The sequence below is a fragment of the Pseudomonas frederiksbergensis genome, from assembly GCF_003732665.1.
GTDB classification, from domain to species: Bacteria; Pseudomonadota; Gammaproteobacteria; order Pseudomonadales; family Pseudomonadaceae; genus Aquipseudomonas; species Aquipseudomonas frederiksbergensis_G.
Genome location: NZ_MOBP01000025.1, coordinates 1 through 24,542, shown reverse-complemented (window position 1 = coordinate 24,542; position 24,542 = coordinate 1). Strand labels below are relative to the sequence as shown.

Genomic DNA, 24,542 nt, shown 5'->3' with positions numbered 1-24,542 from the left:
TCCCACAGGGGTTTGGTGGTTTTATTTGGGGAGGATGTATTGCTCGATCGCTTGCGCCGCGCCGTCTTCGGTATTGGCAGCGGTGACCACATCCGCCTGGCGCTTCACTGCTTCTTCCGCCTGACCCATGGCAATCGACAACCCGGCGCGATGGAACATCGCCGGGTCATTGCCGCCATCGCCCAGCGCCGCGGTTTGCTCCAGCGGCACGCCAAGGAATTCGGCCAGTGTCGCCAGCGCCGCGCCCTTGTTGGCTTGCATAGCGGTCACGTCGAGGTAAATCGGCTGTGACCGGGAGACCTGGGCCTGGCCTTCAACCTTGGGCAGCAACAGCGCTTCCAGTTCGATCAACAAGTCAGTGTTGTTACTGGTGGCGACAATCTTGTCGATGCGCTCCAGATACGGTTCAAAACTCTCGACCACTACCGGCGGATAGCCCAGCCCGTGTTGCTCCCGGGGAACCATCGGGCCGTGGGGATCCTTGAGCAGCCAGTCACCGCCACTGAACACCCAGATTTCGATGTCCGGCCGGTCGGCAAACAATGCCAGCGCCGTCAGGGCCGCCGTCGCCGGCAAGTAATGGGCGACCAGCAAACTGCCGTCGGGGTTGACGATGGTGCCGCCATTGAACGCAGCGGTCGGCACATCGACGCCCAGGGCTTCAATCTGTTGCAACATGGCTTTCGGCGGGCGGCCGGTGGCCAGGCTGAACAGCACGCCGGCCTCACGCAAGGCGCGGACCGCGTCGATGGTGCGCGGGCTCAGGCTGTGATCAGGCCGCAACAAAGTGCCGTCCATGTCGCTGAGCAGAAAACGGATGGGTTGGTGCGTGGCTTCACTCATCCGAGGCTGTGCCATACGCGGCCATCACGGGTCAGCAGGTCCTCGGCGGCTTGCGGGCCGTCCTGGCCTGCCGCATAGCTCTGCACGCTCGCGTCTTGCTGCCAGGCGTCGAGGAACGGCTGCACGGCGCGCCAGCCGTTTTCGATGTTGTCGGCGCGCTGGAACAGCGTCTGATCGCCGGTCAGGCAATCGTAGATCAGAGTCTCGTAGCCCGTGGACGGCTGCATTTCGAAGAAGTCCTTGTAGGCGAACCCCAACTCGATGTTGGCCATTTTCAGCGCCGGCCCCGGCCGTTTGGCCAGCAAGTCGAACCACATGCCTTCGTTGGGCTGGATCTGGATCCGCAGGTAGGTCGGCTGCAACTCATCGACCTCGGTGTCGCGGAACTGCGCGTACGGCGCCGGTTTGAAACAGATGACGATCTCGGTATCGCGCACGCTCATGCGCTTGCCGGTGCGCAGGTAGAACGGCACGCCGACCCAGCGCCAGTTGTCGATCATCACCTTCAGCGCGACATAGGTTTCGGTAGTGCTGTCGGGGGCGACGTTGTTTTCCTGGCGATAACCGGTCAACGGTTTGCCATCGACTTCACCGGCGGCGTACTGGCCGCGCACCGAGTTGGCCCGCGCCTCTTCGACTGACCAGGGCCGGATCGCGCCGACCACTTTGGCTTTCTCGCCACGTACCGCATCGGCGCCGAACGCGGCCGGCGGTTCCATGGCCACCATCGCCAGCAACTGGAACAGGTGATTGGGCACCATATCTCGCAAGGCGCCGGTGTGCTCGTAAAAACTGCCACGGGTTTCCACGCCGACGGTCTCGGCGGCGGTGATTTGCACGTGGTCGATGTAATGGTTGTTCCAGAACGCTTCGAACAGGCTGTTGGAAAACCGGCTGACCAGAATGTTCTGCACGGTTTCCTTGCCCAGGTAATGGTCGATCCGGTAGATCTGCTTCTCCGACATCACCTTGAGCAAACAGGCGTTCAAGGCTTCGGCAGTCGCCAGGTCGGAGCCGAACGGTTTTTCGATCACCACCCTTCTGAAGGCTTCGGGCGTCTCTTCCAGCAAACCGGCGCTGCCGAGGCGGCGCACCACTTCACTGAAGAAACGCGGCGCGGTGGCCAGGTAGAACACCGCATTGCCGGTGCCGCTGGCGGCGATTTTCGCCGCCAGGGCTTGATAAGTGCTGTCGTCCAGGAAGTCGCCCTGGACGTAGCTGATGCCTTTGGCGAGCTTGGCCCACAAGACCGGATCAAGCAGTTGATCGCCCTTGCCGACCTTGCTCGCCGCTTCGGTGCGAATAAAGTCTTCGAGCTTTTGCGCGAAGGCTTCATCGCTGACGGCGTTGTGGTCAACGCCGATGATCCGCAGTCCATCGCCCAGCAGGCCGTCGCGACTGAGGTTGTACAGGGCCGGCATCAACAGACGCTTGACCAGGTCACCATGGGCACCGAACAGGAACAGCGTGGTCGGTGGTGCGGGTTCTGCCTTGGATTTCCTGCGGATCGTATTGGTCATTTTTTCGGAGTCTCTACGTGGCCGCCAAAGCCGAAGCGCTGGGCCGACAGGATCTTGTCGCCAAACGTGCCTTGGCCGCGTGAACGGTAGCGGGAGAACAGCGAGTTAGACAGTACCGGAACGGGCACCGATTGCTCCATGGCGGCTTCGATGGTCCAGCGGCCTTCACCGCTGTCCGCCACGGAACCGGAGTAACCCTCGAGCTTCGGATCGCTGGCCAGGGCATCGGCGGTCAGGTCCAACAGCCAGGAGGACACCACGCTGCCACGACGCCAGACTTCGGCGATGTCGGCGACGTTGAGGTCGAAGCGCTGATCTTGCGGCAGGTTTTCGCTGGATTTGGTCTTGAGGATGTCGAAGCCTTCGGCGAAGGCCTGCATCATTCCGTATTCGATGCCGTTGTGGATCATCTTCACGAAATGGCCAGAGCCCGCAGGGCCGGCATGGATGTAGCCGCGTTCGGCGCGATCGTCATCGGACTTGCGGTCCTTGGTGCGCGGAATGTCGCCCAGGCCCGGGGCCAGGCTGTCGAACAGCGGATCGAGGCGCTTCACGGTCTCGGCGTCGCCGCCGATCATCATGCAGTAGCCGCGTTCCAGGCCCCACACGCCGCCGGAGGTGCCGACATCGATGTAGTGCAGGCCTTTCTCCGAGAGGGTCTTGGCCCGGCGGATGTCATCTTTGTAGAAGGTGTTGCCGCCGTCGATGATGGTATCGCCGGCTTCGAGCAGGTTGCTCAGGGTTTCGATGGTGTCTTCGGTCGGTGCGCCGGCCGGCAGCATGACCCAGATTGCACGCGGCTTGGCCAGGCCAGCCACCAGGGCCGGCAGGTCGGCGACGCCTGTGGAGCCTTCTTTGGCCAGGTTTTCGACGAAGGCGGTATTGCGGTCGTAAACAACGGTGGTGTGCCCGTTGAGCATCAGGCGCCGCGCAATATTACCGCCCATGCGGCCCAGTCCAATAATCCCGAGTTGCATGTGCTGATGCTCCTTACTACAAATAATGTGTGTCAAAGGTTATAGCCCAACGCGACTAATGTGGGTTAGTCCAGAGCGCCGGGATGAAGTTTCCGGGCATTGTGCCCGATCCAGACTGATAACGTCGGGAATCGTGCTAAAGACACACCGACCGCGAAAAATAAAAAAGTTCCATTCACAGGCAAAAGAAATCAAAATCGGCGCCGATAGTGAGGGTGTCGCTTGCAAGAACGACACAATCACAGTTGATGCAGGCCATTTGCGAGGTGAGCAATGGACACAATCGTTACCGCACGTCCCCCACAAACTCTCTACGTCACGATTCGTCGTGATGAACTGCGCCAATTGAAAGACGAGCGTGACACCTTGAAGCAACAGGTGACACAGCTTCGGCAATTGTTGCAGCAACAGGCTCAGCTGTCGGGGCAACCGATGCCATCGCTAAGCGCCTGAATCTCCTTCACTACCCCGCACCATTCCCTGTGGGAGCGGGCTTGCTCGCGAAGGCGTCCTGTCAGTCAGCATTTATGCAACTGACCCAGCGCTTTCGCGAGCAAGCCCGCTCCCACATGAAAAGCCATTCACGCCGGCGCTTCCTGTCGCGCTCCTGAACGAAACTCACAAAGTTTTCACATCCGTCTAGCGATACTCCCGATCCTTGTGGCTGTTCGGTTCTCGTGCAGCGCTTTCTCATAGGTTCGTTTTATGACGCTGGTGAATCCATGACGCCGGTGGGAGTACGTTCTTAATGGCATTGCTCAAACGCAGCAAAACGTCTGCGACAGGTTTCGATTGGGCCGGGTTCATCTGGCTATTTGTGTTCTTCTGGTACTTTTCCGGCATAACCCAACTGCTGATCCAGTTGACCGGCACTTCCGGCTTCACCGGGTTCCGCCAGGCATTCGTGATGAGTGCCGTGTGGCTCGCGCCGATGCTGTTATTCCCCAAACGTACCCGCCTGCTGGCCGCGCTGATCGGCGTCGTGCTGTGGGCCTGCTCCATGGCCAGCCTGGGCTACTTCTTCATCTATCAGCAGGAGTTCTCCCAGAGCGTCATCTTCATCATGTTCGAGTCGAACATCTCTGAAGCCGGCGAGTACATGACCCAGTACTTTGCCTGGTGGATGGTGTTCGCGTTCCTCGCCCACACCGCGTTCGCCTACTTCCTCTGGACCCGCCTGCGCCCGGTGTACATGCCCCGCGGACGTGCGCTGGTGGCTGCGACCGCCATCCTGATCGCGGTGGTCGGTTATCCGCTGATCAAGCAAACCGCCCGCACCGGCAGTTTCGCCGGCGGTTTCGAGAAGTTCGAAACCCGCATCGAGCCGGCAGTGCCGTGGCAGATGGCCGTGGCCTATCACCGTTACCTCGATACCCTGGCCGGCATGCAAGACATGCTCGACAGCGCAAGCAAGATCGCGCCGCTGAAAAACCTCAAGAACACCATGGCCGACCAACCGTCGACCCTGGTGCTGGTGATCGGCGAGTCCACCAACCGTCAGCGCATGAGCCTCTACGGTTACAACCGGGAAACCACCCCGGAACTGGACAAGCTCAAGGATCAACTGGCGATCTTCAACAATGTCATCACCCCGCGCCCCTACACCATTGAGGCGTTGCAACAGGTGTTGACCTTCGCCGACGAAGAGAACCCGGACCTTTACCTGTCGACCCCGTCGCTGGTCAGCATGATGAAACAGGCGGGCTACAAGACCTTCTGGATCACCAACCAGCAGACCATGACCAAGCGCAACACCATGCTCACCACGTTCTCCGAACAGGCTGACGAGCAGGTGTACCTGAACAATAACCGCAACCAGAACGCCGCCCAGTACGATGGCGACGTGATCGAGCCGTTCAACAAGGCCCTGACGGATCCGGCGGCGCACAAGTTGATCGTCGTGCACCTGCTCGGTACGCACATGAGCTACCAGTACCGTTACCCGCCAACCTTCGACAAGTTCAAGGACCGCACCGGGGTTCCGGCCGGCGTAAAAGACGCCGAAGTGCCGACCTACAACAGCTACGACAACGCGGTGCTGTACAACGACTTCGTGGTGTCGAGCCTGATCAAGGATTACGCCAAGGTCGATCCGAACGGTTTCCTGATGTACCTCTCCGACCACGGCGAAGACGTGTTCGACTCTCCGGGCCACAACACCCTGGGGCGTAACGAGAACAAGCCGACGGCGCCGATGTACACCATTCCGTTCATGGCCTGGGCCTCGCCGAAGTGGCGTGAAACCCACGACTGGAACTTTGCCGCCGACCTGAGCCGCCCTTACAGCAGCTCGCAGTTGATCCACACCTGGGCCGATATGGCCGGCCTGAGTTTCGATGAACTGGACCGCAGCAAAAGCCTGGTCAGCGACAGCTTCAAGCCGCGACCACTGATGATCGGCAACCCGTATGAGCGCCAGGAACGTCCGCTGATCGATTTCAGCCTGATGAAGCCAAAGGCAGCGGTTGTGGAAACACCGGCAGTGGTCAAGCAATAACCCCGCAACCTCCTGTAGGAGCGAAGCTTGCTCGCGAAGACGTCAGCACATTCACTATGGATGTTGCCTGACACACCGCTTTCGCGAGCAAGCTTCGCTCCTACAGGTTGCCTTCCGATGATAATTATTCTCGTTTATCGCTAAATCTCCCCTCTCCCCTTCGTCTTTGAGCAAACGGAAATTTTCCCTCGAAGACAAGGAGTCGGCTGCGATGTTCGCGCCTATCACCCGTTCCATGACCTTGACCCTCGGGCTGTGCAGTGCAGCCATAAGCCCGGATTTGCTGGCCGAAACCGATCCCGACAAGGATCCGGCGAGCAGCGCCCTGGAGCTCGCCGCCACCAGCGTCACTGCCGAAGGCCTGGGCAGCACCACCGAACACACCGAGTCCTACACCACCGGCGCCATGAGCACTGCGACCCGCCTTAATCTGTCGATCAAGGAAACGCCGCAATCGGTGTCCGTGGTCACTCGCCAGCAAATGGACGACTTCAAGCTCGGCACCTTGTCCGAAGCCATGGGCCAGACCACCGGAGTAGTGGTGCAGCACAATGACTCCGACCGGGTGAGCTATTCGTCCCGTGGCTATGAGATCAACAACTTCCAGATTGACGGGATGCTCAATACCTTCGGGCGGATGAAGTCCGACTCCGACACGATCATCTACGACCGCATCGAAGTGGTTCGCGGTGCCACCGGGCTGACGACGGGTGCGGGCGATCCGTCGGCCACCATCAACATGGTGCGCAAGCGCCCGACCGCGCAGTGGCAGGCCCAGACCGGCGTCAGTGGCGGCAGCTATGACGATTACTACAGCTACGTGGATGTCGGCGGGCCGCTGGCGTTCGACGGACGTTTGCGCGGGCGCAGCGTGCTGGCTTATCGCGACAGCCAGTCGTTCCGCGACCATTACCAGTCGCAGCGGGAAGTCGGCTACGGGGTGCTTGAGGCGGATCTCACCGACGACACGCTGCTGGCGGTGGGTTACGACTATCAGGACAAACAGGTCCAGGGTACGTCCTGGGGCACGGTGCCCTACTGGAACGCCTCCGGTGGCAAGGCCAACCTCGGTCGCTCCACCAACATGGCCACTTCGTGGAGTTCCTGGCCGCTGAAAGACAAGACCGCCTTCGCCAACCTCGATCAGCAACTGGGCGGCGGCTGGCATCTGAAAGCGGCCTACACCCACCGCGAAAGTGATACCGACGGCAAGGTCTACTACGGCGGCGGTGGCTTCCCGAATGATGATCGCAGCGGCATGCTCGCTTACCGTGGGCACATGCTCGGCACACAGAAGATGAAGGCCTATGACTTCAACGTCGCAGGCCCTTACGCGTTGTTCGGGCGCGAGCACGAATTGATGTTCGGCTATGGCGAAGCCGAACGCAGCTCCGAATCGCCCTACACGGTGCCGGGCGATGTCCCCGACGGGTACGGCAACATTCCCGACTGGAAATACATGGGCGATATCGCCAAGTTCCCCGACACGGTGACCAACCGCACCGGCTCATCGGACAAAACCCTGCAGAAGGCCGGCTACCTCGCCACCCGGCTCACCCTGACCGATAAATTTCACGCCGTGCTCGGCAGCCGCTATGGCAGTTGGAAATCCTCGAAAAACGAATACGCGTTCAACGACGACCTGCAACTGACCCGCGCCGAGACCACGGCCCAAGCGCAAAACGATATCTGGACGCCCTACGCCGGGCTGCTCTACGACCTCACGCCGCAGTACACCGTTTACGTCAGCTACACCGACATTTTCAAACCCCAGGACAACCGCGATGCCAACCGCAAATACCTGGAACCGGTGGTCGGCAGCAACTATGAATTGGGCCTCAAGGGCAGCCTGCTGGACGAACGCCTGAACGTTGCCACGGCGCTGTTCTGGAGCAAGCAGGACAACGTTGCCGAGCTCGATGATTCGGTGCCGCCGGACCCGGCGACCGGTGAAGAGTTCTACAAATCCGGGGGCAAGGGGCAAAAGGTCCAGGGCTTTGAAGTGGAAGTCTCCGGCGAAGTCATGCCCGACTGGAACATGACCGCCGGCTACACCTACACCCACGCGGCCAGCGGTGACAAGCAGCGGGCCAATACGGCGGAACCGTTGAACCTGTTGCGCCTGTCCACGGCCTATCGCCTGCCTGGGCAATGGCATGGGTTGACGGTGGGCGGCGCGGTGAATTGGCAGAGCGATATCTGGGGCAACTCCAACCGCCCGATCGGCCGCGATACCGACGGTGAGCTGATCACCGAACGGGCGAAAATCCGCCAAGGGGCCTACACCGTGGTCAAGCTGATGTCGCGCTACGCGTTCGACCGGCACCTGTCCGCCTCGCTGAACGTCGATAACCTGTTCGATAAAAAGTATTACGACAACGTCGGTTTTTATAACGGCGTGTTCTGGGGCGACCCACGGACCGTGACGCTGAGCCTGGACTGGAAACTCTAAGACCTGCCCGCAATCTATTGTGGGAGCGGGCTTGCTCGCGAAGGCGATGGCCCATCCACCATGGATGGTGCCTGACACACCGCTTTCGCGAGCAAGCTCGCTCCCACAGGGATCTGCGTCGAACGCAATACCCGGTACACCACAGATCAACTGTGGGAGCGGGCTTGCTCGCGAAAGCGGCCGGACAGTCGCCAGAGATGTTGAATGTCCTGACGCCTTCGCGAGCAAGCCCGCTCCCACAAGTTGATCGGCGTTAACTCAGACTTAATAGGGTCTGCCGATACTGCGCCCACGCCCTCGAATCACGGATGAAAGGCACCCCGTCATTCTTAGTGGGAGATTCACCATGAAACCAGTCAGCCTGATCTTCGCCAGCCTGCTCCTAGTTGGTTCCGCCAGTGCATTTGCCGAAGGCGGTGCCGAACGGATGAAGCATCACTGGGACAACTTCCCGGTCCACAGCGCGCAACCCCAAAGCGATCATCGCCAAAACGGTGAGCTGCGGGTTCCGGACGATCAAACCGCGCAAGTGACCGAAACCTACAGAAACTGAATCGATGGACCTCTGGTGGCCCCTGCTCCGTCGCCAGAGTTGAAACATTTGGGCGTCCTGACGGACGCCCTTTTTTATGCCCGGGATCTACAGCGCCTTGATCCAGAACAGCATGCGGCCATGGGCCGGGTCGAACATGCCAGGGGCGAAGCCGAACTTGGCATAGGACGCCTGGGCCACATCGTTGCCTTCCAGCACTTCGAGGGTGATCTTGCAGCAACCGCGCTGGCGGGCGATGTCCTCGACCTTCTGCAGCATTTTCTGGCTCAGGCCCAAGCCGCGAAACTTCGGCACCACCGCCACATCGTGCACATTGACCAGTGGCCGGCAGGCGAAGGTCGAGAAGCCTTCGAAGCAATTGACCAGCCCCGCCGGCTCACCGCCCACAAACGCCAGAACGCTGAATGCATAAGGACGCTTGGCCAGTTCCGCTGGCACTTGGCGCAATACATCGGCGTCCAACGGTTCGCCGCCCCCCATCGGGTCTTCGGCGTAATTGTTCAACACCAGGCAAATGGCCTCGGCGTGAATCGGGTTGGTGTAGCTGGCCTGCAGTACCAGTATTTCCGCGAATTCCATTTCCAGCCTCGATCACACAGCAAATTGGCCCCGGACATTAGCGCGACGATGGCGTGGCGACAACCCGGTCTTAACGCCCCCAGATCAAATCTTCGGTCCAGCCCAGCTCGGCAAAATCCTGTGCTCGCAACGCTGCTTCACCGGCGCAGAAAAACTCGTCCAGTTGCGGCGGCTTGACCGACGTGCCACTGAGCATGCTGTGGACTTGTCCGCGATGATGGATCTGATGTTCGAACAGATGGGACAGCATGCGCAAACGGCTGTCGTGCTGCGGCGTATCCCGGGCGATGGTGACCATTTGTCCGAGGTCGGCATCGCGCAGTTGTTCGCAGTAGGCGATCAGCCGCCGGTCGACGCTGGCCTGTTCGCGCTTGAGGTCATCGGCATCCGTGAACGGTTGCTGGTCCTTGAAAAACACGTAGCAGTCAGGATGCGGCACGTCACCGCGCAATTCGCGTTCCAGCGCATCCACATAGAACCAGTCGCAGGTCAGGATGTGATTGAGGGTGGCGACGATGCTGGGGAAGAAACTGACCCGCGCCGCCGTCAATTGCGTCGCGCTCAACTGGCCCCAGGCCTTGGCCAGTCGATGGTTGGCCCAGGCATTCTGGTAGGCCATGGTCAGCAAATGGTGGGACAAAGGCTGATTCATCGTCGCACCTCCGGGTGCTCAAGCGTCGGCGAAGCGTTGCAGTTGCATTTCCTGCAGGCGACTGAGGGTGCGGCGGAACGGGAATTCCAGGTAGCCCTCGGTGTACAGGGCGTTCATCGGCACCGACGCCTCGAGATACAGCGGCACCTTGCGGTCATAGCACTCGTCCACCAGGGCAATGAAGCGCCGTACGCCGTCATCATGCACCGACAATTGCGGCAAATCCCGGTCACCGGCCACAACCCGCTCCACCCCGTCTTCCGTGCCCCGGGCGATCCGCCCTTCGCGTTTCTGCGCGCTCAGGTTCGGCACTTCACTCATCAGAATAGCGCTGTATGTGTCGCACAGGGCCATGAAGTCCATGGCGGCAAAGGGTTGCTCGCACAGATCGGCGTAGCGACACCACAACACCGTGGGGCTGGCCTGAACCACATGGACGCTGCGATAGCCAACCTGGATCGGATCAGCGGACACCGATTGGCCGACGGTCAGGGCCTTGAATGCTTCGGCCAAGCCGCTGGGCTGATCGAGCGCCCCCACCCAATAGCGCTGCAACGCCGCGCCGGGGTGCAGGCGATGGTCTTCGCCGCCATCCACCGCGATCACCTGCATGTGCTGCTTGATCGCCTCGATGGCCGGGGTAAAGCGGTCGCGGTTGAAGCCGTCGGCGTACAGCTGATCCGGCGGCTGGTTGGACGTGGACACCATCACCACGCCTTCGTCGAACATCACCTGGAACAGACGACCAAGAATGATCGCGTCGCCGATGTCATTGACGAACAGCTCATCGAAACACAACACCCGCACCTCCTTGGCCAGTTCGCGGGCCAGGGCCTTCAGCGGATCGGCGGTGCCAGTCAACTGGAACGAACGCTGATGCACCCAGCCCATGAAATGGTGGAAATGCTGACGCCGGGCCGGCACCCGCAGGCTTTCGTAGAACTGGTCCATCAACCAGGTCTTGCCCCGACCCACCGGGCCCCAGAGGTAAACACCGGTGATCGACTTGTGTCCTTCGTGCAAGGCTTCGTGGCACTTTTGCAGGGCCCAGACCGCGTGTTCCTGGGCCTCGTCCTGGATGAAACCCTTGTGTTCAACGGCGTGCTGCCAGGCGCTTAACGGGGAATCGAAAGTCATAGGGGCCGCGCTTCAGGGCTGAAGCTACGCAGTATGCCAGTCGCCCCACTATTTGAAACACCACAAATCCCTCCCCTGTGGGAGCGGGCTTGCTCGCGAAGGCGGGGTCTCAGTCAATACATGTGTCGATTGACACGACGCTTTCGCGAGCAAGCCCGCTCCCACATTTTTAATCGGGATGGGGTTAGAGGGAGATGTCGAGCCGCGCAATCTTGCCCTGTTCGTTCAGGCGAAAGGTGTAGCGCAGTTCCAGCGGGCTGCCGGGAAAGGTTCCGGAGATCAGGTTGTGCACCAGGACCTTGCCGGTACGCAGTTGCACGTCGAGCACTTCGACCCGAGGCTCGTAGCGTTGCGCGGTGTCTTGCATCCATTGGGCGATGGCGTGGGTGCCGACCTGGTGCTCGCCTTCATCGAAGACGTTGGCATCTTCAGCGAAAAAACTGGCGACCCGCGAGGTGTCACGGGCATTGGCGGCGGCGATGTAAGCGGCGATGGCCGGGGCCAGTGAAGAGGCTGGGCTAGACATGGTGAAGGCTCCTTGTTGTGTGATTCTGGAGCCATGCTAAAGCAGTGCTGTGTCAGTTCTTGTCAGGAGTGAAGCGCCCGGCTTCATCCAGTTGCATCAGTTTGCGCCAGGTGCGCAAAAGGTCGCTGCGTCGGCCCGGATAACGCTCGTCCAGCTCACTCGCGGCGCAAATCCGGTCGGTGCGAAAGGTTCGGTAGGCGATGCGCAATTCGCACCAGGCGACGATGATCCGCACCTCGTTGAGAAAGCCCAGCGCCAGCGGCCAGATCAAGCGCTGGGTCGGCACCTGGTTGGCATCGGCGTAATCGATGTGCAACTTGGCCTGATTACGGATGGCCTGGCGAAACACATTCAGCGGCACCGCGTTTTGCGCAAAGCCGAAACCCGGCGGGCCGGGCAGCACCGTCGGGTTGTGTAACGCGTCGAGTGCCTCGGGCGCCAGTACGGCGGCAATCTTCGCCAGGGCATCCGCCGCCGCTTTGCTCAAGACCTCATCGCCGCGCTGATCGACGTAACGCAAACCGAGCACGATGGCTTCGGTTTCGTCGGCGTTGAGCATCAATGGCGGCAGAAACAGGCCGCTGCGCAACACATAACCGATCCCCGCCTCGCCATAGATCGGTGCGCCGAGGGCGGTAAGTTCGGCGATGTCGCGGTACAACGTGCGCTCGGAAATCTCCAGTTCGCTGGCCAGGGTCGCAGCGGTCGCCGGACGGCTTTTACCCCGCAGCACTTGGAGCAAGGTCAGTAAGCGAGTGGTTCGCGACACGATCGGTACGCTCTGTTGGCAAAAGTGCTCGCAGCTTAGCAAAGGCTGCTGTCAGAAACTGGCAGGAGTGTTCGCCCTTTTATCACCCCTGGAAAAAGCGCCTTGACGCTGGATATTACTCGCATCATATTAAATACATGTTGCTGGACATTTATATTCAACCCCGACGCTTTCCTTCAGGAGTCCTCCCATGCATTACAAAGTATTTGGCCGCAAAACCGGCTTGCGGGTTTCGGAACTGGCGCTGGGCGCCGGCAACTTCGGCACCGGTTGGGGCCATGGCGCCGAGCGCGATGAAGCCAAACGGATTTTCGACGGCTACCTGGAAGCCGGCGGTAACTTCATCGACACCGCCAACGGTTATCAAGGCGGCGAATCGGAAGGCATGCTCAGCGAGTTTATTGCCGCCGAACGGGATCGCCTGGTCATCGCCACCAAATACACCATGGGCACTGATCGCACGGCGACTATTTCCTTCACCGGCAACAACCGCAAGAACATGGTCCGCGCCGCCGAAGAAAGCCTGAAGCGCCTGAAGACCGACCACATCGACCTGTTCTGGGCACACATCAGCGACGGCGTGACGCCGATGGAGGAAATCCTGCGGGGCTTCGATGACCTGGTGCGGGCCGGCAAGATCCACTATGCCGGTTTGTCGAACTTCCCGGCCTGGCGCATCGCTCGCGCCGACGTGCTGGCCGAAGTGCGCGGCTTCTCGCCGATTGCTGCAATCCAGACCGAATACAGCCTGGCCGAGCGCACCGCCGAACGGGATTTGCTGCCGATGGCCGAAGCCCTGGGCTTGGCCGCAACCTTGTGGTCGCCACTGGGCGGCGGCTTCCTGACCGGTAAGTACCGCACCAACGATGAAAACAACCGTGCAGCCAAACTCGGCATGTTGATCCACTCCGAGAAAAGCGCCCGGGAAACGGCGCTGCTGGATACGTTGCTGGCGGTGGCTGCAGAAATGGATTCGAGCCCGACCCACGTAGCGATTGCCTGGTTGCGTGAGAAAGCCAAACGTTCGACCACGGCGTTGATTCCGATCCTGGGTTCGCGCACTCGCGAGCAACTGGATGCAACGCTGGGCGCATTGAGTGTGCAGTTGAATGATGAGCAATTGGCGCGGCTGGATGGCAGCAGCGCCGTGGAACCGGGCGTGCCCCACGCGATGATTGCCGGGTCGGTGGCGCGGTATACCGGGGTTGAAACGCTGGATTTGCCGAAGATTCCGGTGGCCTGAAAAAGCTTCGCGGGCAAGCCTCGCTCCTACCGGATCTCCACACTCCATGTGGGAGCGGGCTTGCTCGCGAAGGCGTCGTGTCAGTCAACATATTTGTCCACTGACACACCGCTTTCGCGAGCAAGCCCGCTCCCACATTTTTGAACTGCGTATTACTTGTCGACTTTGTGTCTGGCCGCATACAGGCACAGCATTTCCATGGCCAAGGTCGCTGCTGCCAGTGAGGTAATGTCCGCACTGTCGTAGGCCGGCGCCACTTCCACCACGTCCATCCCCACCAAATTCATCCCACGCAAGCCGCCGAGGATTTCCAGAGCCTGCACCGTGCTCAAGCCGCCGCATACTGGCGTCCCGGTGCCCGGCGCAAACGCCGGATCCAGGCAATCGATATCAAACGTCAGGTACACCGGGTTATCCCCGACCCGCGCCCGAATCGCCTCGACAATCGCTTCGCACCCCTGGCGATGCACCTGCCGCGCATCCAGCACTTGAAACCCCATGTGATCGTCGTTGGTGGTGCGCAAGCCGATCTGCACCGAACGCGACGGATCGACCAAACCTTCTTTGGCCGCGTGCCAGAACATCGTGCCGTGATCGACCCGCTTGCCCTCCTCGTCCGGCCAGGTGTCGCTGTGGGCGTCGAAGTGGATCAGCGACAAGGTGCCATGTTTGCGCGCATGGGCCTTGAGCAGCGGATAAGTAACGAAGTGATCGCCACCAAACGTCAGCATCGCGCTGCCGGCGCTCAGGAGGTGCTCGGCGTGGGCTTCGATGCTTTCCGGGATCGAGTGCGGCGAGCCGTAATCGAAGTCGCAATCGCCGAAATCAATCACTGCCAAGTGATCAAACGGGTCGAAAGTCCATGGCCAGTGGCGTTCCCAGGCGATCCCGGTGGACGCGGCGCGAATGCCACGCGGCCCAAAACGCGCACCCGGACGATTGCTGGTGGCGGTGTCGAACGGCACGCCGCTGACGGCCACATCGACCCCGCGCAAGTCGCGGCTGTAGCGCCGGCGCATGAAACTGGTGATGCCGGCGTAGGTGCTTTCGGCGGCAGTGCCGTAGAGGCTGTCGCGGGTCATGGCCTGGTCGTTTTGCACAGGGACATCCATGGTGAGTTCCTTATTATTGGCGGCTACGGAAAGTGGTCCACAGGCGGGTGCGCTGGCGCATGTCCTTGAGGCTCATGCTGCGGTCGGCGTACAAACGGTCGCGAACGTCGGCCAGTGGGTAGATATCCGGGTCGGTGCGCACCGCTTCGTCCACCAGGGGCGTGGCGGCGGTATTGGCCGTGGCGAAGAACAGGGTGTTGGTCAGCGCAGCGACGGATTCCGGACGCAGCATGAATTCGATGAAGGCACGGGCCGCTTCGGGGTGCGGCGCATCCTTGGGAATGGCCAGGTTGTCCTGCCACACCAGCGTGCCTTCCTTGGGAATCCGGTACGCCACTTCATACGGCTTGTTGGCCTTGCGCGCCTGATCGGCGGCCATGCTCGCGTCACCGTTGTAGGTCAGCGCCAGACACACACTGCCGTTGGCCAAGTCGCTGATCTGCCGGCCGGTGGCGACGTACAGCACATTCGGCTGTAGCTGATGCAACAGAGCTTCGGCGGCCGACAGATCTTTCTGATCGGTGCTGTAGGGATCTTTACCGAGGTAATGCAGCGCCAGGCCGATCACCTCTTGGGGCGAGTCGAGAATGGCAATGCCGCAGTCTTTGAGTTTGCTGGCGTATTCAGGCTTGAACAGCAGGTCGAGGCTGTTGAGCGGCACGTTCGGCAAGCGCTGCTTCACCGCTTCGACATTCATCCCCAAACCCAGGGTGCCCCATGTGTAGGGCACGCCGTAGCGGTTGCCGGGATCGACCGCCGCGAGTTTTTCCAGCAAGTCCGGGTCAAGGTTGGCGTAACCCTTGAGGCCTTCGTGAGGAATCGCCTTCAATGCGCCGGCCGCCAGACCACGGGCCAAAACGCTGGAGGACGGCACCACCACGTCATAACCGCTGCCGCCGGTGAGCAATTTGGTTTCCAGCACTTCCGAGGAATCGAAGGTGTCGTAGCGCACGTGGATGCCGGTTTCCTGCTCGAAACGCTGCAGGGTTTCGGGTGCCACGTAATCGGCCCAACTGTAGAGGTTGACGACTTTCTCCTCAGCCTGGGCCGACGCGGCGAGAGCCAATAACAATGCGGGAAAACACAGCTTGAGAAGAGGAGGCATCACGAGCACCTGACTTTATTGGAGTGGTTGCAGCGTGCGCCGTCGGATACATTGGAAAAATACCAAGTTTGTTAACCTGACTTTACCCAGGAGTAATGTGATGCTCGGCCAACTCCACGATCTGGACCTGCAACTGTTGCGCCTGTTTGTCAGCGTGGTGGAATGCGGCGGCTTTAGCGCGGCCCAGGGTGAACTGGGTTTGAGCCAGTCGAGCATCAGCCAGCAAATGGCCAGGCTGGAAACCCGCCTCGGTTATCGGCTGTGCAGTCGCGGCAAGGGTGGTTTCCGGGTTACGCCCAAGGGTGAGCAGTTGCTGATCGCCATTCGCGGACTGTTCGAGTCCATCGAAGCCTTCCGACACCAATCCAACGGCGTCGCCGGGCGTTTGATTGGTGAAGTGCGCCTGGGCTTGTCCGAAGCCCTCGATCAATCGGTGCTGCTACGGGTGGCCGATGCGATCCGGCGCTTTCGCGAGCGGGATGAGTCGGTGCGCATCGAACTGATCAGCGCCATGCCCGGTGAAATGGAGCGGCTGATGCTGCAACAGCGGCTGGACTTGGCGATTGGTTATTTCTCACAGGTGCAGAGTGCTTTTGACTACCGCGAGTTGTTCAGCGAAACCCAGCATTTGTACTGCGCGCCGGGGCATCCGTTGTTCACCAACGAGGCGCCGGATGATGAAGCGCTACAGACCTGTGACCGGGTGGACCATCCTTATCGGTTTCTGCGCAGTGATGAGCCGTTTCAGGGGAAGTTGTGTTCGGCGCGTTCGGAACAGGTCGAGGGCACGCTGGCGTTTATTTTGTCTGGCAAACATGTCGGGTATCTGCCGAGTCACTTTGCCCGCAGTTGGGAAGACAAAGGGTTGCTGCGGGCGGTGCGTGTAGGAGAAATGAGTTTCGACGTGGGATTTCACCTGGCCCGCCATCGGGCGCAAGTGCCGGGGGATGCACAGAAGGCGTTTGAAGAGGATTTGCTGGCGGCGTTCACCTGACCTGATCGTTCCCACGCTCCGCGTGGGAATGCAGCCCGGGACGCTCTGCGTCCCATTGGAACGCGGAGCGTCCCTTGAGGCATTCCCACGCAGAGCGTGGGAACGATCATACAAATCCCCTGTGGGAGCGGGCTTGCTCGCGAAGGCGTCGTGTCAGTCAGCATCTATATCAACTGACACACCGCTTTCGCGAGCAAGCCCGCTCCCACAGGGATTTGTGTCAGGTTGTAAGTTTTCTGGCATCCTGCGCCTCCTTTTTCTGACCCTGGCCCCTGGCGCTTTCCTCGTGACCTCATCCGAACACGCAAAACCCCAGCCCCGTTCCGACCTGATCTACGGCCTCAACGACCGTCCCCACCTGACCGCCACGGTGTTCGCCGCCCTGCAACATGTGCTGGCGAGTTTCGTCGGGATCATCACCCCGACCCTGATCATGGGCGGCGCGCTGGGTCTGCAAAGCGAAATCCCGTACCTGATCAGCATGGCGTTGTTCGTCTCCGGCCTGGGGACGTTTGTGCAGGCTCGGCGCTTCGGCCCGGTGGGTTCCGGGTTGCTGTGCCTGCAAGGCACCAGTTTCTCCTTTATCAGCGTGATCCTCAGCGCCGGATTCATGGTCAAGGCCCGGGGTGGCGGCACTGATGAGATTCTGTCGACGATCTTCGGCGTGTGTTTTTTCGCCGCGTTTATCGAAGTGGTGCTGAGCCAGTTCATCGGCAAGCTGCGGATGCTGATTACTCCGGTGGTCACCGGGACCATCATCACCCTGATGGGCTTGTCGCTGATCAAAGTCGCGATGACCGACATCGCCGGCGGCTTCGGCGTGGCGGACCTTGGCGCCAGTCATCACCTGGCCCTGGCCGCGCTGGTGCTCGGGACCATCGTGGTACTGAACCGGGTCGACGTGCCATTCCTGCGCCTGGGCGCGATCGTGATTGGCCTGACCCTCGGCTATGTCGTCGCGTGGCTGATGGGCGATGTGGATTTCGCCAGTTTGCCCGCCGTGCCGCTGATGAGCGTGCCAGTGCCATTCAAGTACGGTTTCAATTTCGATTGGGTCGCGTTTGTGCCGGTGGCGGTGATTTTCCTGGTGTCGCCGCTGGAAGCCGCCGGCGACCTGACGGCCAACTCGATGATTTCCAAACAACCGGTCAAAGGCCCGATCTACATTCGCCGGATCAAGTCCGGCCTGCTCGCCGACGGCCTCAACTCGGCCATGGCTGCGGTGTTCAACAGCATGCCGATGGTGACCTTCGCCCAGAACAACGGGGTGATCCAGCTCACCGGCGTGGCCAGCCGCTACGTGGCGTTTTTCATTGCCGGTTTGCTGGTGCTGCTGGGGCTGTTCCCGATGATCGGCGCGGTGTTGCAACTGATGCCCAAACCGGTACTCGGCGGCGCGGAACTGGTGATGTTCGGCACCGTGGCGGTGGCCGGGATCAAGATCCTCGCCGAAGCCGGCCTGCATCGACGCAATATGCTGATCGTGTCGATGTCCCTGGGGATGGGCCTCGGGATCGCAGCCGTACCGGAAGTGTTGCGCGAGTTGCCGTTGGCCCTGCACAACATCTTCGAATCGCCGATCACCGTCGGCGCGCTGTGCGCGATCATCCTGAACGTGTTCCTACCCGAGGAATTCATGGAGCTGGAAGAGGATGATTTCGACCCGGAAGCCTCGATCCTGCAAGTCATGGAAAACCCGCCGGCCAGCGAATCAGCCCCAAGCCTGAACCGCTGAAAGGACCGTGCTACATTCGATGCGACTCTGTCTGGCACAAGGTTGATCGCACGTTGAACAAGAAAACCGGTATCCGGGCCGCCCAGGCCCAGCAGACCCGCACACGGATCCTCGAAGCGGCGGTGAAAGTATTCACCCGCGACGGTTATTCCGGGGGGCGGGTCGAGAGCATTTCCCGGGAAGCCGAGTCCAACGACCGCATGCTCTATTACTACTTCGGCAGTAAGGAGCAGCTGTTTATCTGCGTGCTGGAACACACCTACGAGCAGTTCAACAAGGCCGAAAGCCGATTGAAGCTGGACCTGAGCCAGCCGTTGGTGGCGTTGCAGGAACTGGTGGCGTTCGTTTGGCATTACTACGTCAAGAACCCGGAATTCGTGGCTATCCTGAGCAATGAGAATTTGCATAACGGCAAGCATGCGCAGCAGTCCAGCGAGTTGCGGCGGTTGTCGGGGGAAGCGGTCGGGGTGTTGAAGCCGATTATTGAGGCAGGCCAGGAACAAGGGCTGTTTCGTGAGGTGCTGGACATCAAGCATGTGTATCTGATGATTGCCTCGCTTTGTTATTTCTATAACTCCAACCGGCATACCTTGAGTTCGTTTCTGGGGGAGGATTTGGCGGACAAGGGGCAGCAGCAGGATTGGTTGGGGTTTATTCAGGATTTGGTGGTCAGGGGGGTGATGAGGTTGCCTGAGTTGGATTTGCGGTGACGGGGCCGGCCTCTTCGCGAGCAAGCCCGCTCCCACATGGGATCTGTGGCGTTCACAAAACCAATGTGGGAGCGGGCTTGCTCGCGAAGCTTTTAGTGGCTGCCGGGATTAGCCCTGAGATACGCCACCTTCGATTCCAACCCTTCCCACCCCGGCGCATTCCCCGCAAACCGGTTGCGTAAATACGCCGCCAATTCCGCCACCTGGGTATTTGACAAACTGTCCTTGAACGCCGGCATGTACCCCAGATCCTTGGTCGCCGGGGTATCGATGCCTTGCAGAATGACCTTGATCAGATTGTCCGGCAGATCGCTGTGCACATTGGTGTTGGTGGCCAGGGACGGGCTCACGCCAAACAGCTTCGGCCCCAGGCCATCGGCATGACAGGCCTTGCACGAACCTTCGAACACCCGCTGGCCGTTACTCAGGGACAAACCTGGAGCCGGGCGCGTCGCTTTCTCCACCACTTGCGCCTCAGCCTGCGCCCCATTGAGTGACGCCAGGTACACCGCCATCGCCCGAATATCCTCCTTCGGCAACTTCGCCAACTCAGTGACCACCGGCCCCATCGGCCCGGTCGCCACGCCATGTTCAGCGGAATAACCGGTGCTCAGGTAACCGAACAGTTGATCCTCAGTCCAAGGCGTCGGCGACCTGGACAACCCGTTCAACGCCGGCGCCTCCCAGCCATCGATCATGCCTCCGGCGAGGAACGATGCACCACCCTTCTCCGCTCCCATCAGGTTGCGCGGCGAATGGCACGCCGCGCAGTGGCCCAAACCGTTGACCAGATAATTGCCGCGATTCCACTGCTCGCTGCGTTGCGGTTGGACACTGATTTCCCCCTTGCGCAGAAACAACGCATTCCACCCCGCCATCAACGGCCGCAGGTTGAACGGGAAACGCATGTCATTGGCCTTCGCCGCTTGGCTGACCGGCGCTTGCGACATCAGGTACGCGTACAACGCCTGCATGTCCGCGTCGTTGATATTGCGAAACGCGGTGTAGGGAAACGCCGGATACAGATTGCGCCCATCGCGGCCAATGCCGTCGCGCATCGCCCGTTCGAACGCCGGGTAGGACCAACTGCCGATCCCGGTTTTCACGTCGGGCGTGATGTTGCTGCTGTACAGCGTGCCGAACGGTGTCTGCATCGCCAAACCACCGGCATTGGTCGCGCCGCCCGGTGCGGTGTGGCACACCGCGCAATCGCCGACCGCCGCCAGCAGGCGTCCGCGCTCCAAAGTCGCCGCCGACCAAGTGCCGGCACTCGGCGGCGCAATCGGCGCGATTTCACCGTGGAATGGCCACGCTGTCGCCGCTATCCCCAGCACCGCGCCGAACGCGGCAAACAGTGAACCGAACAGCCATTTCGAGCGCTTGGTCGGAGACTTCGGCGGTTCATCGCAGGTGCCCGCATTCAGCGCGGCCAAGACCCGCTCCGGTGTGATCGGCAGTTCACGAAAACGAATGCCGGTGGCGTCATAAATCGCATTGGCAATCGCCGCCGCGCTCGGCACCGAAGCCGACTCGCCAGCGCCCATCGGCGGCTGGTCCTGACGCGGCATCATCAGCACGTCGATCTGCGGCACCTCGGGGAAAGTCAGGATCGGATAACCGCCCCACTCCTTGCTCGCCACCGTCGATTCTTCGAACGTGACCCGCTCCTTCAGTACGCGGCTGGTGGACTGGATGACGTTGCCGTGAATCTGATGCTGCACGCCGGCCGGGTTGATCATCATCCCCGAGTCATGGCCGATCACCACCCGCGTGACCGAGACATCGCCGGTCTGGCGGTCAATCGCCACGTCCGCGACCCACGCCGCCCAAGCCGCGCCGAAACCGGGGAATTTGCTGTGGATGTAGCGCGCATAGGCGAAGCCGCGACCGCGCAGCAACTGGTCCTCATTCGGGGTTTGCATCGGCGCGGTGCGCGGGGTCCAGGCGGCGCGTTCGGCGGTGGATTTCACCAGGTCGATGGCGCGCTCATCGTGCAGATAGCGCAAGCGGTATTCCACCGGGTCGACGCCGGCGGCGAAGGCCAGTTCATCGATGTAAGACTCGTGGGCGAAGGTGTTGGGCAACGCTGACACCCCGCGCATCCATGAGGCGCGGACAATCGGCACCATGTCGTTGATGGTCACGCGCATGTTTTCAAAGTCGTAGGGCGGGATCGAGGTGCGGTCGCCCATCTCGAACATCGCCGCTATCGGCTCGACCCGCCCGGTCAATAGCAGAGCCAATGTTGGCGCGCCGTTGGACGGGTAACTGGTCTGGAAGTCATAGGCGGCAACGCTGCCATCGGCGTTCAAACCGCCATCAACGTCCATCAGTTGCGCGGTGCCTTTGGGTTCCCACAGATGCTCTTGCTCGCGGGTCAGTTGCACGCGCACCGGTTTGCCCACGGCGCGGGATAACAGCAAGGCATCGGCGCAGACGTCGTCGGCACAGTTGCGCCCGTAACACCCGGAGGCTTCCATGCGAATGATTTCGATGGATTCTTCTTCGCACTCCAGCAACCACGCGAGATCGGCCCGCAGCAAATGCGGATTCTGGCTGCCGGACCACACGCGGCTGCCGGACGGCTGGTAGTCCGCAACCGCGCAGGACGGGCCGATGGAACCGTGCATCTGATACGGCCACAGGTAAGTGCGCGGCATGCGCTGACTGGCGTTGGCCAGGGCTTCGTCGACGTTGCCTTGATCGAGGACGACCCGCTGCACCCGTGGGTTATCGCGGATCGCCTGCTCGACATCGCTCAAATCCGGCAAGCCTTGATTCCAGGTTTTCCAGGTGATTTTCAGCGCCTGTGCAGCTTTGATCGCCTGTTCTTCGCGCAACGCCACCACGCCGACGAAATCGCGGATCACCACCACAGCCACGATCCCGGCGATATGCGCGATGGAGGCTTCATCGACTTCCAGCAGACTGTTGCCAACAAAGTCGCCGCAATCGAGCCCGGCATAGGGCGGGCGAATCACCCGACCGTGGAGCATGTCCGGCACGCGCATGTCGTGGACGTAGGTCAACTCCCCGGTGGCTTTGCCCGGAATGTCCACCCGCGCAGCGCCCTTGCCCACCAGTCGATAGTCTTCGGCGGGTTTGAGCGGTGCGGTGCCGGAGATGCGCAATTCAACGTGTTCGCCGTGGACCAGTTCGGCGAAGGTTGTGCTGCGGCCATCCTCGGCGCGAATGACCCCGGCTTCGATTTTCAGGCTACCAGCGTCGAGCGACCAACGCTGCGCCGCTGTTACCAGCAGATAACGCCGAGCTTCGGCCGCGGCATTGCGCAGCGGGATCGCAGAAATCTGCAACGTCGCACTGGCAATCGTCGCGCCCTGATTCGGCGCACGCTCGGTGTCGCCGAGCACCATGCACACCTGATCCAGATTCAGGTCGAGTTCTTCGGCAACAATCTGCGCCAGCGAGGTGCGAATGCCGGTGCCCAGGTCCACATGTCCGTTGAACCCATACACGCGCCCGTCATCGCTGATGGCAATGAACAGCCCCAGCTCCTTGGGTTTGATCAGCGGTGTACCGCCCTTCGCCACCGGGCCGGAGGGCGGCAAAATGTCGTCGACGATCAGCAGCACGCCAGTCTTGGCCAGCAGTTGGTCACGGGTCGGGATGGAAAGCGGGATGGAGTCAGTCATGGTCATTGATCCACCTTCAAGGCATTTGGCGGGCGGCACGCAGCACCGCGCGAAGGATTTCGATATGGGTGCCGCACCGGCAGAGGTTGGCCGAGAGTTCGTTGCGGATTTGGGTTTCGCTGGGGTGCGGGATGCGGTCGAGCAAGGCCTTGGTGGTCATGATCATGCCGTTGAGGCAATAGCCGCATTGCGCCGCTTGCTCGTCGATAAAGGCTTGTTGCACCGGATGCGGCTCGGCGCGAGTGCCGAGGCCTTCGAGGGTGACAATCTGCCGATCCACCGCGCCGGCCAGGGGAAATACGCAAGAGCGCGCCGCCACGCCGTCGATGATCACCGTGCACGCACCGCACTCGCCCAGGCCGCAGCCGTACTTGGGGCCGTTGAGCTGCAAGTCATTGCGCAAAATCAGCAATAACGGCGTGTCCGCCATGGCGGTGACGGTGGTGACGAGGCCGTTGACCTCAAGCGCTACGGTGATTTCCTGGCTGCTCATTCGCTTCGCCTGCTTCGTTTGATGAAGTGGCCACTACACCAAAAGGTCGAAAAAAACGTCGCGGGCCAAATTGGGTTGTGGCGTCGCGACACACTCGACTGGTGAAGTGGCTACTACATGAAACAGGAGCAAAAACGATGCCAGACACAAAAAACTGTGGGAGCGGGCTTGCTCGCGAATGCGGTGGGTCAGTCAATATTTTTGTCTACTGACACACCGCATTCGCGAGCAAGCCCGCTCCCACAGGTTTTGCGCCTTAGTCCTGCGGGTCGTCGATCATTTTGCGCAGCAGGAACAGCACGGCAACCCGTTCTGCCGGGTTGAGGTTGCTCAGGGTCAGTTCGGTGATTTTCCCGGCGCAAGGCACGGTTTGCTGCACCAGACGGTCGCCCGCTTCGGACAGGCCCACGATGACTTTGCGCCGATCTTGCGGGTCGGGTTCGAGGGTAATCAGTTCCCGGGCCTTGAGCCGTTCGACGATACCGCGAATGGTCGCCTGGTCCACGGCAGTGGCCTTGACCAGCTCAGTCAGGGAGCTGGGGCCGTGATCGCGCACGGCGCACAGGGTGACGAATTGCACGGCGGTGAGCTGGGAATCACCGACATTCTGCTGAAAAATCGCCATGTGCCGCTGATAGGCCTTGCGCAGCAAATGCCCGACTTGTTCGGAAAAAACGTAGGAAGCATCAGGAGTTTCTGGCACGGCGGACTCGAAAGGCGATGAGTGGTGGGGAGGCATGATGGACAGGTTGGCGGGTGGACTCAAGGGTGACATTGGTCTGAAGGGATAGCACATAACCCTGTGGGAGCGGGCTTGCTCGCGAATACGGTGTGTCAGTCAGCATTTACATCGACTGACACACCGTATTCGCGAGCAAGCCCGCTCCCACATTGGATCTCCTGTGGCTGTGAGGACGTCAGCGAACCCGGGGCGCTTCAGGCGCCACCACAACCCCGCCAATCACCACCGCCTGATCATCCAGGTAAACATC

At 60.8% G+C, this 24,542-nt stretch carries 21 protein-coding genes; 8 read left to right on the top strand and 13 right to left on the bottom strand.

What is annotated here, in order from left to right:
• Positions 1–21: 21 nt before the first annotated feature.
• Genes BK665_RS31860 through gnd form a run of 3 tightly spaced genes read right to left on the bottom strand, consistent with a single transcriptional unit; the run spans position 22 to position 3,340 of the window.
• A complete protein-coding gene (locus tag BK665_RS31860; protein WP_123410436.1) occupies positions 22–843 on the bottom strand; it encodes an HAD family hydrolase in 822 nt (273 codons plus the stop codon).
• Positions 840–2,363, bottom strand: coding sequence for a glucose-6-phosphate dehydrogenase (zwf, locus tag BK665_RS31855; RefSeq protein ID WP_123410435.1), 1,524 nt, complete (start codon positions 2,361–2,363; stop codon positions 840–842). The genes BK665_RS31860 and zwf overlap by 4 nt, the downstream gene beginning before the upstream one ends.
• Positions 2,360–3,340, bottom strand: coding sequence for a phosphogluconate dehydrogenase (NAD(+)-dependent, decarboxylating) (gene gnd / locus BK665_RS31850; RefSeq protein WP_123410434.1), 981 nt, complete (start codon positions 3,338–3,340; stop codon positions 2,360–2,362). The genes zwf and gnd overlap by 4 nt, the downstream gene beginning before the upstream one ends.
• A 273-nt stretch (positions 3,341–3,613) precedes the next feature.
• Here gnd and BK665_RS31845 point away from each other — a divergent pair, with 273 nt between their 5' ends.
• The 4 genes from BK665_RS31845 (at position 3,614) to BK665_RS31825 (ending at position 8,842) form a co-directional block, all read left to right on the top strand.
• Positions 3,614–3,793, top strand: coding sequence for a DUF6026 family protein (locus BK665_RS31845; RefSeq protein ID WP_123410433.1), 180 nt, complete (start codon positions 3,614–3,616; stop codon positions 3,791–3,793).
• A 295-nt stretch (positions 3,794–4,088) separates the two neighbouring features.
• Complete coding sequence (locus tag BK665_RS31840; protein WP_123410432.1) at positions 4,089–5,837, top strand: phosphoethanolamine transferase CptA; 1,749 nt, start codon at positions 4,089–4,091, stop codon at positions 5,835–5,837.
• Between the two features lie 211 nt (positions 5,838–6,048).
• Positions 6,049–8,289 carry a TonB-dependent siderophore receptor gene (locus BK665_RS31835; protein ID WP_123410431.1) on the top strand — a complete coding sequence of 747 codons (2,241 nt, stop codon included), beginning with the start codon at positions 6,049–6,051 and terminating at the stop codon, positions 8,287–8,289.
• 346 nt (positions 8,290–8,635) lie between these two features.
• On the top strand, positions 8,636–8,842 hold the full coding sequence (locus BK665_RS31825) for a hypothetical protein (RefSeq protein ID WP_123410430.1): 207 nt from the start codon (positions 8,636–8,638) through the stop codon (positions 8,840–8,842).
• An 87-nt stretch (positions 8,843–8,929) separates the two neighbouring features.
• Here BK665_RS31825 and BK665_RS31820 read toward each other — a convergent pair whose 3' ends face one another.
• The 5 genes from BK665_RS31820 to BK665_RS31795 all read right to left on the bottom strand — a co-directional run bounded on the left by BK665_RS31820 (position 8,930) and on the right by BK665_RS31795 (position 12,505).
• The gene (locus tag BK665_RS31820) at positions 8,930–9,421 is read right to left on the bottom strand and encodes a GNAT family N-acetyltransferase (RefSeq protein WP_123410429.1); all 492 of its coding nucleotides are present in this window, start codon (positions 9,419–9,421) and stop codon (positions 8,930–8,932) included.
• Between the two features lie 70 nt (positions 9,422–9,491).
• Entirely contained in the window at positions 9,492–10,073 is a 582-nt protein-coding gene (locus BK665_RS31815) for a DinB family protein (protein ID WP_123410428.1), read from the bottom strand.
• An 18-nt stretch (positions 10,074–10,091) separates the two neighbouring features.
• Positions 10,092–11,210 (bottom strand): cell division protein ZapE, encoded by a 1,119-nt coding sequence (zapE, locus tag BK665_RS31810; protein WP_123410427.1) that lies wholly within the window; start codon positions 11,208–11,210, stop codon positions 10,092–10,094.
• A 184-nt stretch (positions 11,211–11,394) separates the two neighbouring features.
• The gene (locus BK665_RS31800) at positions 11,395–11,736 is read right to left on the bottom strand and encodes a nuclear transport factor 2 family protein (protein ID WP_123410426.1); all 342 of its coding nucleotides are present in this window, start codon (positions 11,734–11,736) and stop codon (positions 11,395–11,397) included.
• A 52-nt stretch (positions 11,737–11,788) separates the two neighbouring features.
• Positions 11,789–12,505: a helix-turn-helix transcriptional regulator gene (locus tag BK665_RS31795; RefSeq protein ID WP_123410425.1), complete on the bottom strand. Its 717-nt coding sequence runs from the start codon at positions 12,503–12,505 to the stop codon at positions 11,789–11,791.
• Positions 12,506–12,695: 190 nt separating this feature from the next.
• Here BK665_RS31795 and BK665_RS31790 point away from each other — a divergent pair, with 190 nt between their 5' ends.
• Positions 12,696–13,748 carry an aldo/keto reductase gene (locus BK665_RS31790; RefSeq protein WP_123410424.1) on the top strand — a complete coding sequence of 351 codons (1,053 nt, stop codon included), beginning with the start codon at positions 12,696–12,698 and terminating at the stop codon, positions 13,746–13,748.
• 152 nt (positions 13,749–13,900) lie between these two features.
• Here BK665_RS31790 and speB read toward each other — a convergent pair whose 3' ends face one another.
• On the bottom strand, positions 13,901–14,860 hold the full coding sequence (gene speB, locus BK665_RS31780) for an agmatinase (RefSeq protein WP_123410423.1): 960 nt from the start codon (positions 14,858–14,860) through the stop codon (positions 13,901–13,903).
• Positions 14,861–14,873: 13 nt separating this feature from the next.
• The gene (locus BK665_RS31775) at positions 14,874–15,965 is read right to left on the bottom strand and encodes a polyamine ABC transporter substrate-binding protein (RefSeq protein ID WP_123410422.1); all 1,092 of its coding nucleotides are present in this window, start codon (positions 15,963–15,965) and stop codon (positions 14,874–14,876) included.
• Between the two features lie 100 nt (positions 15,966–16,065).
• On the opposite strand from BK665_RS31775, the gene BK665_RS31770 reads away from it, so the two are divergent.
• The 3 genes from BK665_RS31770 to BK665_RS31760 all read left to right on the top strand — a co-directional run bounded on the left by BK665_RS31770 (position 16,066) and on the right by BK665_RS31760 (position 19,404).
• Positions 16,066–16,959, top strand: a complete 894-nt coding sequence (locus BK665_RS31770; protein ID WP_123410421.1) for a LysR family transcriptional regulator — start codon at positions 16,066–16,068, stop codon at positions 16,957–16,959.
• 286 nt (positions 16,960–17,245) lie between these two features.
• Positions 17,246–18,694 carry a nucleobase:cation symporter-2 family protein gene (locus BK665_RS31765; protein ID WP_123410420.1) on the top strand — a complete coding sequence of 483 codons (1,449 nt, stop codon included), beginning with the start codon at positions 17,246–17,248 and terminating at the stop codon, positions 18,692–18,694.
• A gap of 53 nt (positions 18,695–18,747) precedes the next feature.
• The gene (locus tag BK665_RS31760; RefSeq protein WP_123410419.1) at positions 18,748–19,404 is read left to right on the top strand and encodes a TetR/AcrR family transcriptional regulator; all 657 of its coding nucleotides are present in this window, start codon (positions 18,748–18,750) and stop codon (positions 19,402–19,404) included.
• 92 nt (positions 19,405–19,496) lie between these two features.
• Here BK665_RS31760 and BK665_RS31755 read toward each other — a convergent pair whose 3' ends face one another.
• The 3 genes from BK665_RS31755 to BK665_RS31740 all read right to left on the bottom strand — a co-directional run bounded on the left by BK665_RS31755 (position 19,497) and on the right by BK665_RS31740 (position 24,289).
• Positions 19,497–23,063 carry a molybdopterin cofactor-binding domain-containing protein gene (locus BK665_RS31755; RefSeq protein WP_375538966.1) on the bottom strand — a complete coding sequence of 1,189 codons (3,567 nt, stop codon included), beginning with the start codon at positions 23,061–23,063 and terminating at the stop codon, positions 19,497–19,499.
• Positions 23,064–23,073: 10 nt separating this feature from the next.
• Positions 23,074–23,550, bottom strand: coding sequence for a (2Fe-2S)-binding protein (locus BK665_RS31750; protein WP_123410418.1), 477 nt, complete (start codon positions 23,548–23,550; stop codon positions 23,074–23,076).
• A 256-nt stretch (positions 23,551–23,806) separates the two neighbouring features.
• On the bottom strand, positions 23,807–24,289 hold the full coding sequence (locus BK665_RS31740; protein ID WP_123410416.1) for a MarR family winged helix-turn-helix transcriptional regulator: 483 nt from the start codon (positions 24,287–24,289) through the stop codon (positions 23,807–23,809).
• Between the last annotated feature and the right edge of the window lie 253 nt (positions 24,290–24,542).

Coding starts and splice junctions, on each gene's coding strand:
- BK665_RS31860 (WP_123410436.1), bottom strand. CDS start 843: ATGAGTGAAGCCACGCACCAACCCATCCGTTTTCTGCTCAGCGACATG.
- zwf (WP_123410435.1), bottom strand. CDS start 2,363: ATGACCAATACGATCCGCAGGAAATCCAAGGCAGAACCCGCACCACCG.
- gnd (WP_123410434.1), bottom strand. CDS start 3,340: ATGCAACTCGGGATTATTGGACTGGGCCGCATGGGCGGTAATATTGCG.
- BK665_RS31845 (WP_123410433.1), top strand. CDS start 3,614: ATGGACACAATCGTTACCGCACGTCCCCCACAAACTCTCTACGTCACG.
- BK665_RS31840 (WP_123410432.1), top strand. CDS start 4,089: ATGGCATTGCTCAAACGCAGCAAAACGTCTGCGACAGGTTTCGATTGG.
- BK665_RS31835 (WP_123410431.1), top strand. CDS start 6,049: ATGTTCGCGCCTATCACCCGTTCCATGACCTTGACCCTCGGGCTGTGC.
- BK665_RS31825 (WP_123410430.1), top strand. CDS start 8,636: ATGAAACCAGTCAGCCTGATCTTCGCCAGCCTGCTCCTAGTTGGTTCC.
- BK665_RS31820 (WP_123410429.1), bottom strand. CDS start 9,421: ATGGAATTCGCGGAAATACTGGTACTGCAGGCCAGCTACACCAACCCG.
- BK665_RS31815 (WP_123410428.1), bottom strand. CDS start 10,073: ATGAATCAGCCTTTGTCCCACCATTTGCTGACCATGGCCTACCAGAAT.
- zapE (WP_123410427.1), bottom strand. CDS start 11,210: ATGACTTTCGATTCCCCGTTAAGCGCCTGGCAGCACGCCGTTGAACAC.
- BK665_RS31800 (WP_123410426.1), bottom strand. CDS start 11,736: ATGTCTAGCCCAGCCTCTTCACTGGCCCCGGCCATCGCCGCTTACATC.
- BK665_RS31790 (WP_123410424.1), top strand. CDS start 12,696: ATGCATTACAAAGTATTTGGCCGCAAAACCGGCTTGCGGGTTTCGGAA.
- speB (WP_123410423.1), bottom strand. CDS start 14,860: ATGGATGTCCCTGTGCAAAACGACCAGGCCATGACCCGCGACAGCCTC.
- BK665_RS31775 (WP_123410422.1), bottom strand. CDS start 15,965: ATGCCTCCTCTTCTCAAGCTGTGTTTTCCCGCATTGTTATTGGCTCTC.
- BK665_RS31770 (WP_123410421.1), top strand. CDS start 16,066: ATGCTCGGCCAACTCCACGATCTGGACCTGCAACTGTTGCGCCTGTTT.
- BK665_RS31755 (WP_375538966.1), bottom strand. CDS start 23,063: ATGACCATGACTGACTCCATCCCGCTTTCCATCCCGACCCGTGACCAA.
- BK665_RS31750 (WP_123410418.1), bottom strand. CDS start 23,550: ATGAGCAGCCAGGAAATCACCGTAGCGCTTGAGGTCAACGGCCTCGTC.
- BK665_RS31740 (WP_123410416.1), bottom strand. CDS start 24,289: ATGCCTCCCCACCACTCATCGCCTTTCGAGTCCGCCGTGCCAGAAACT.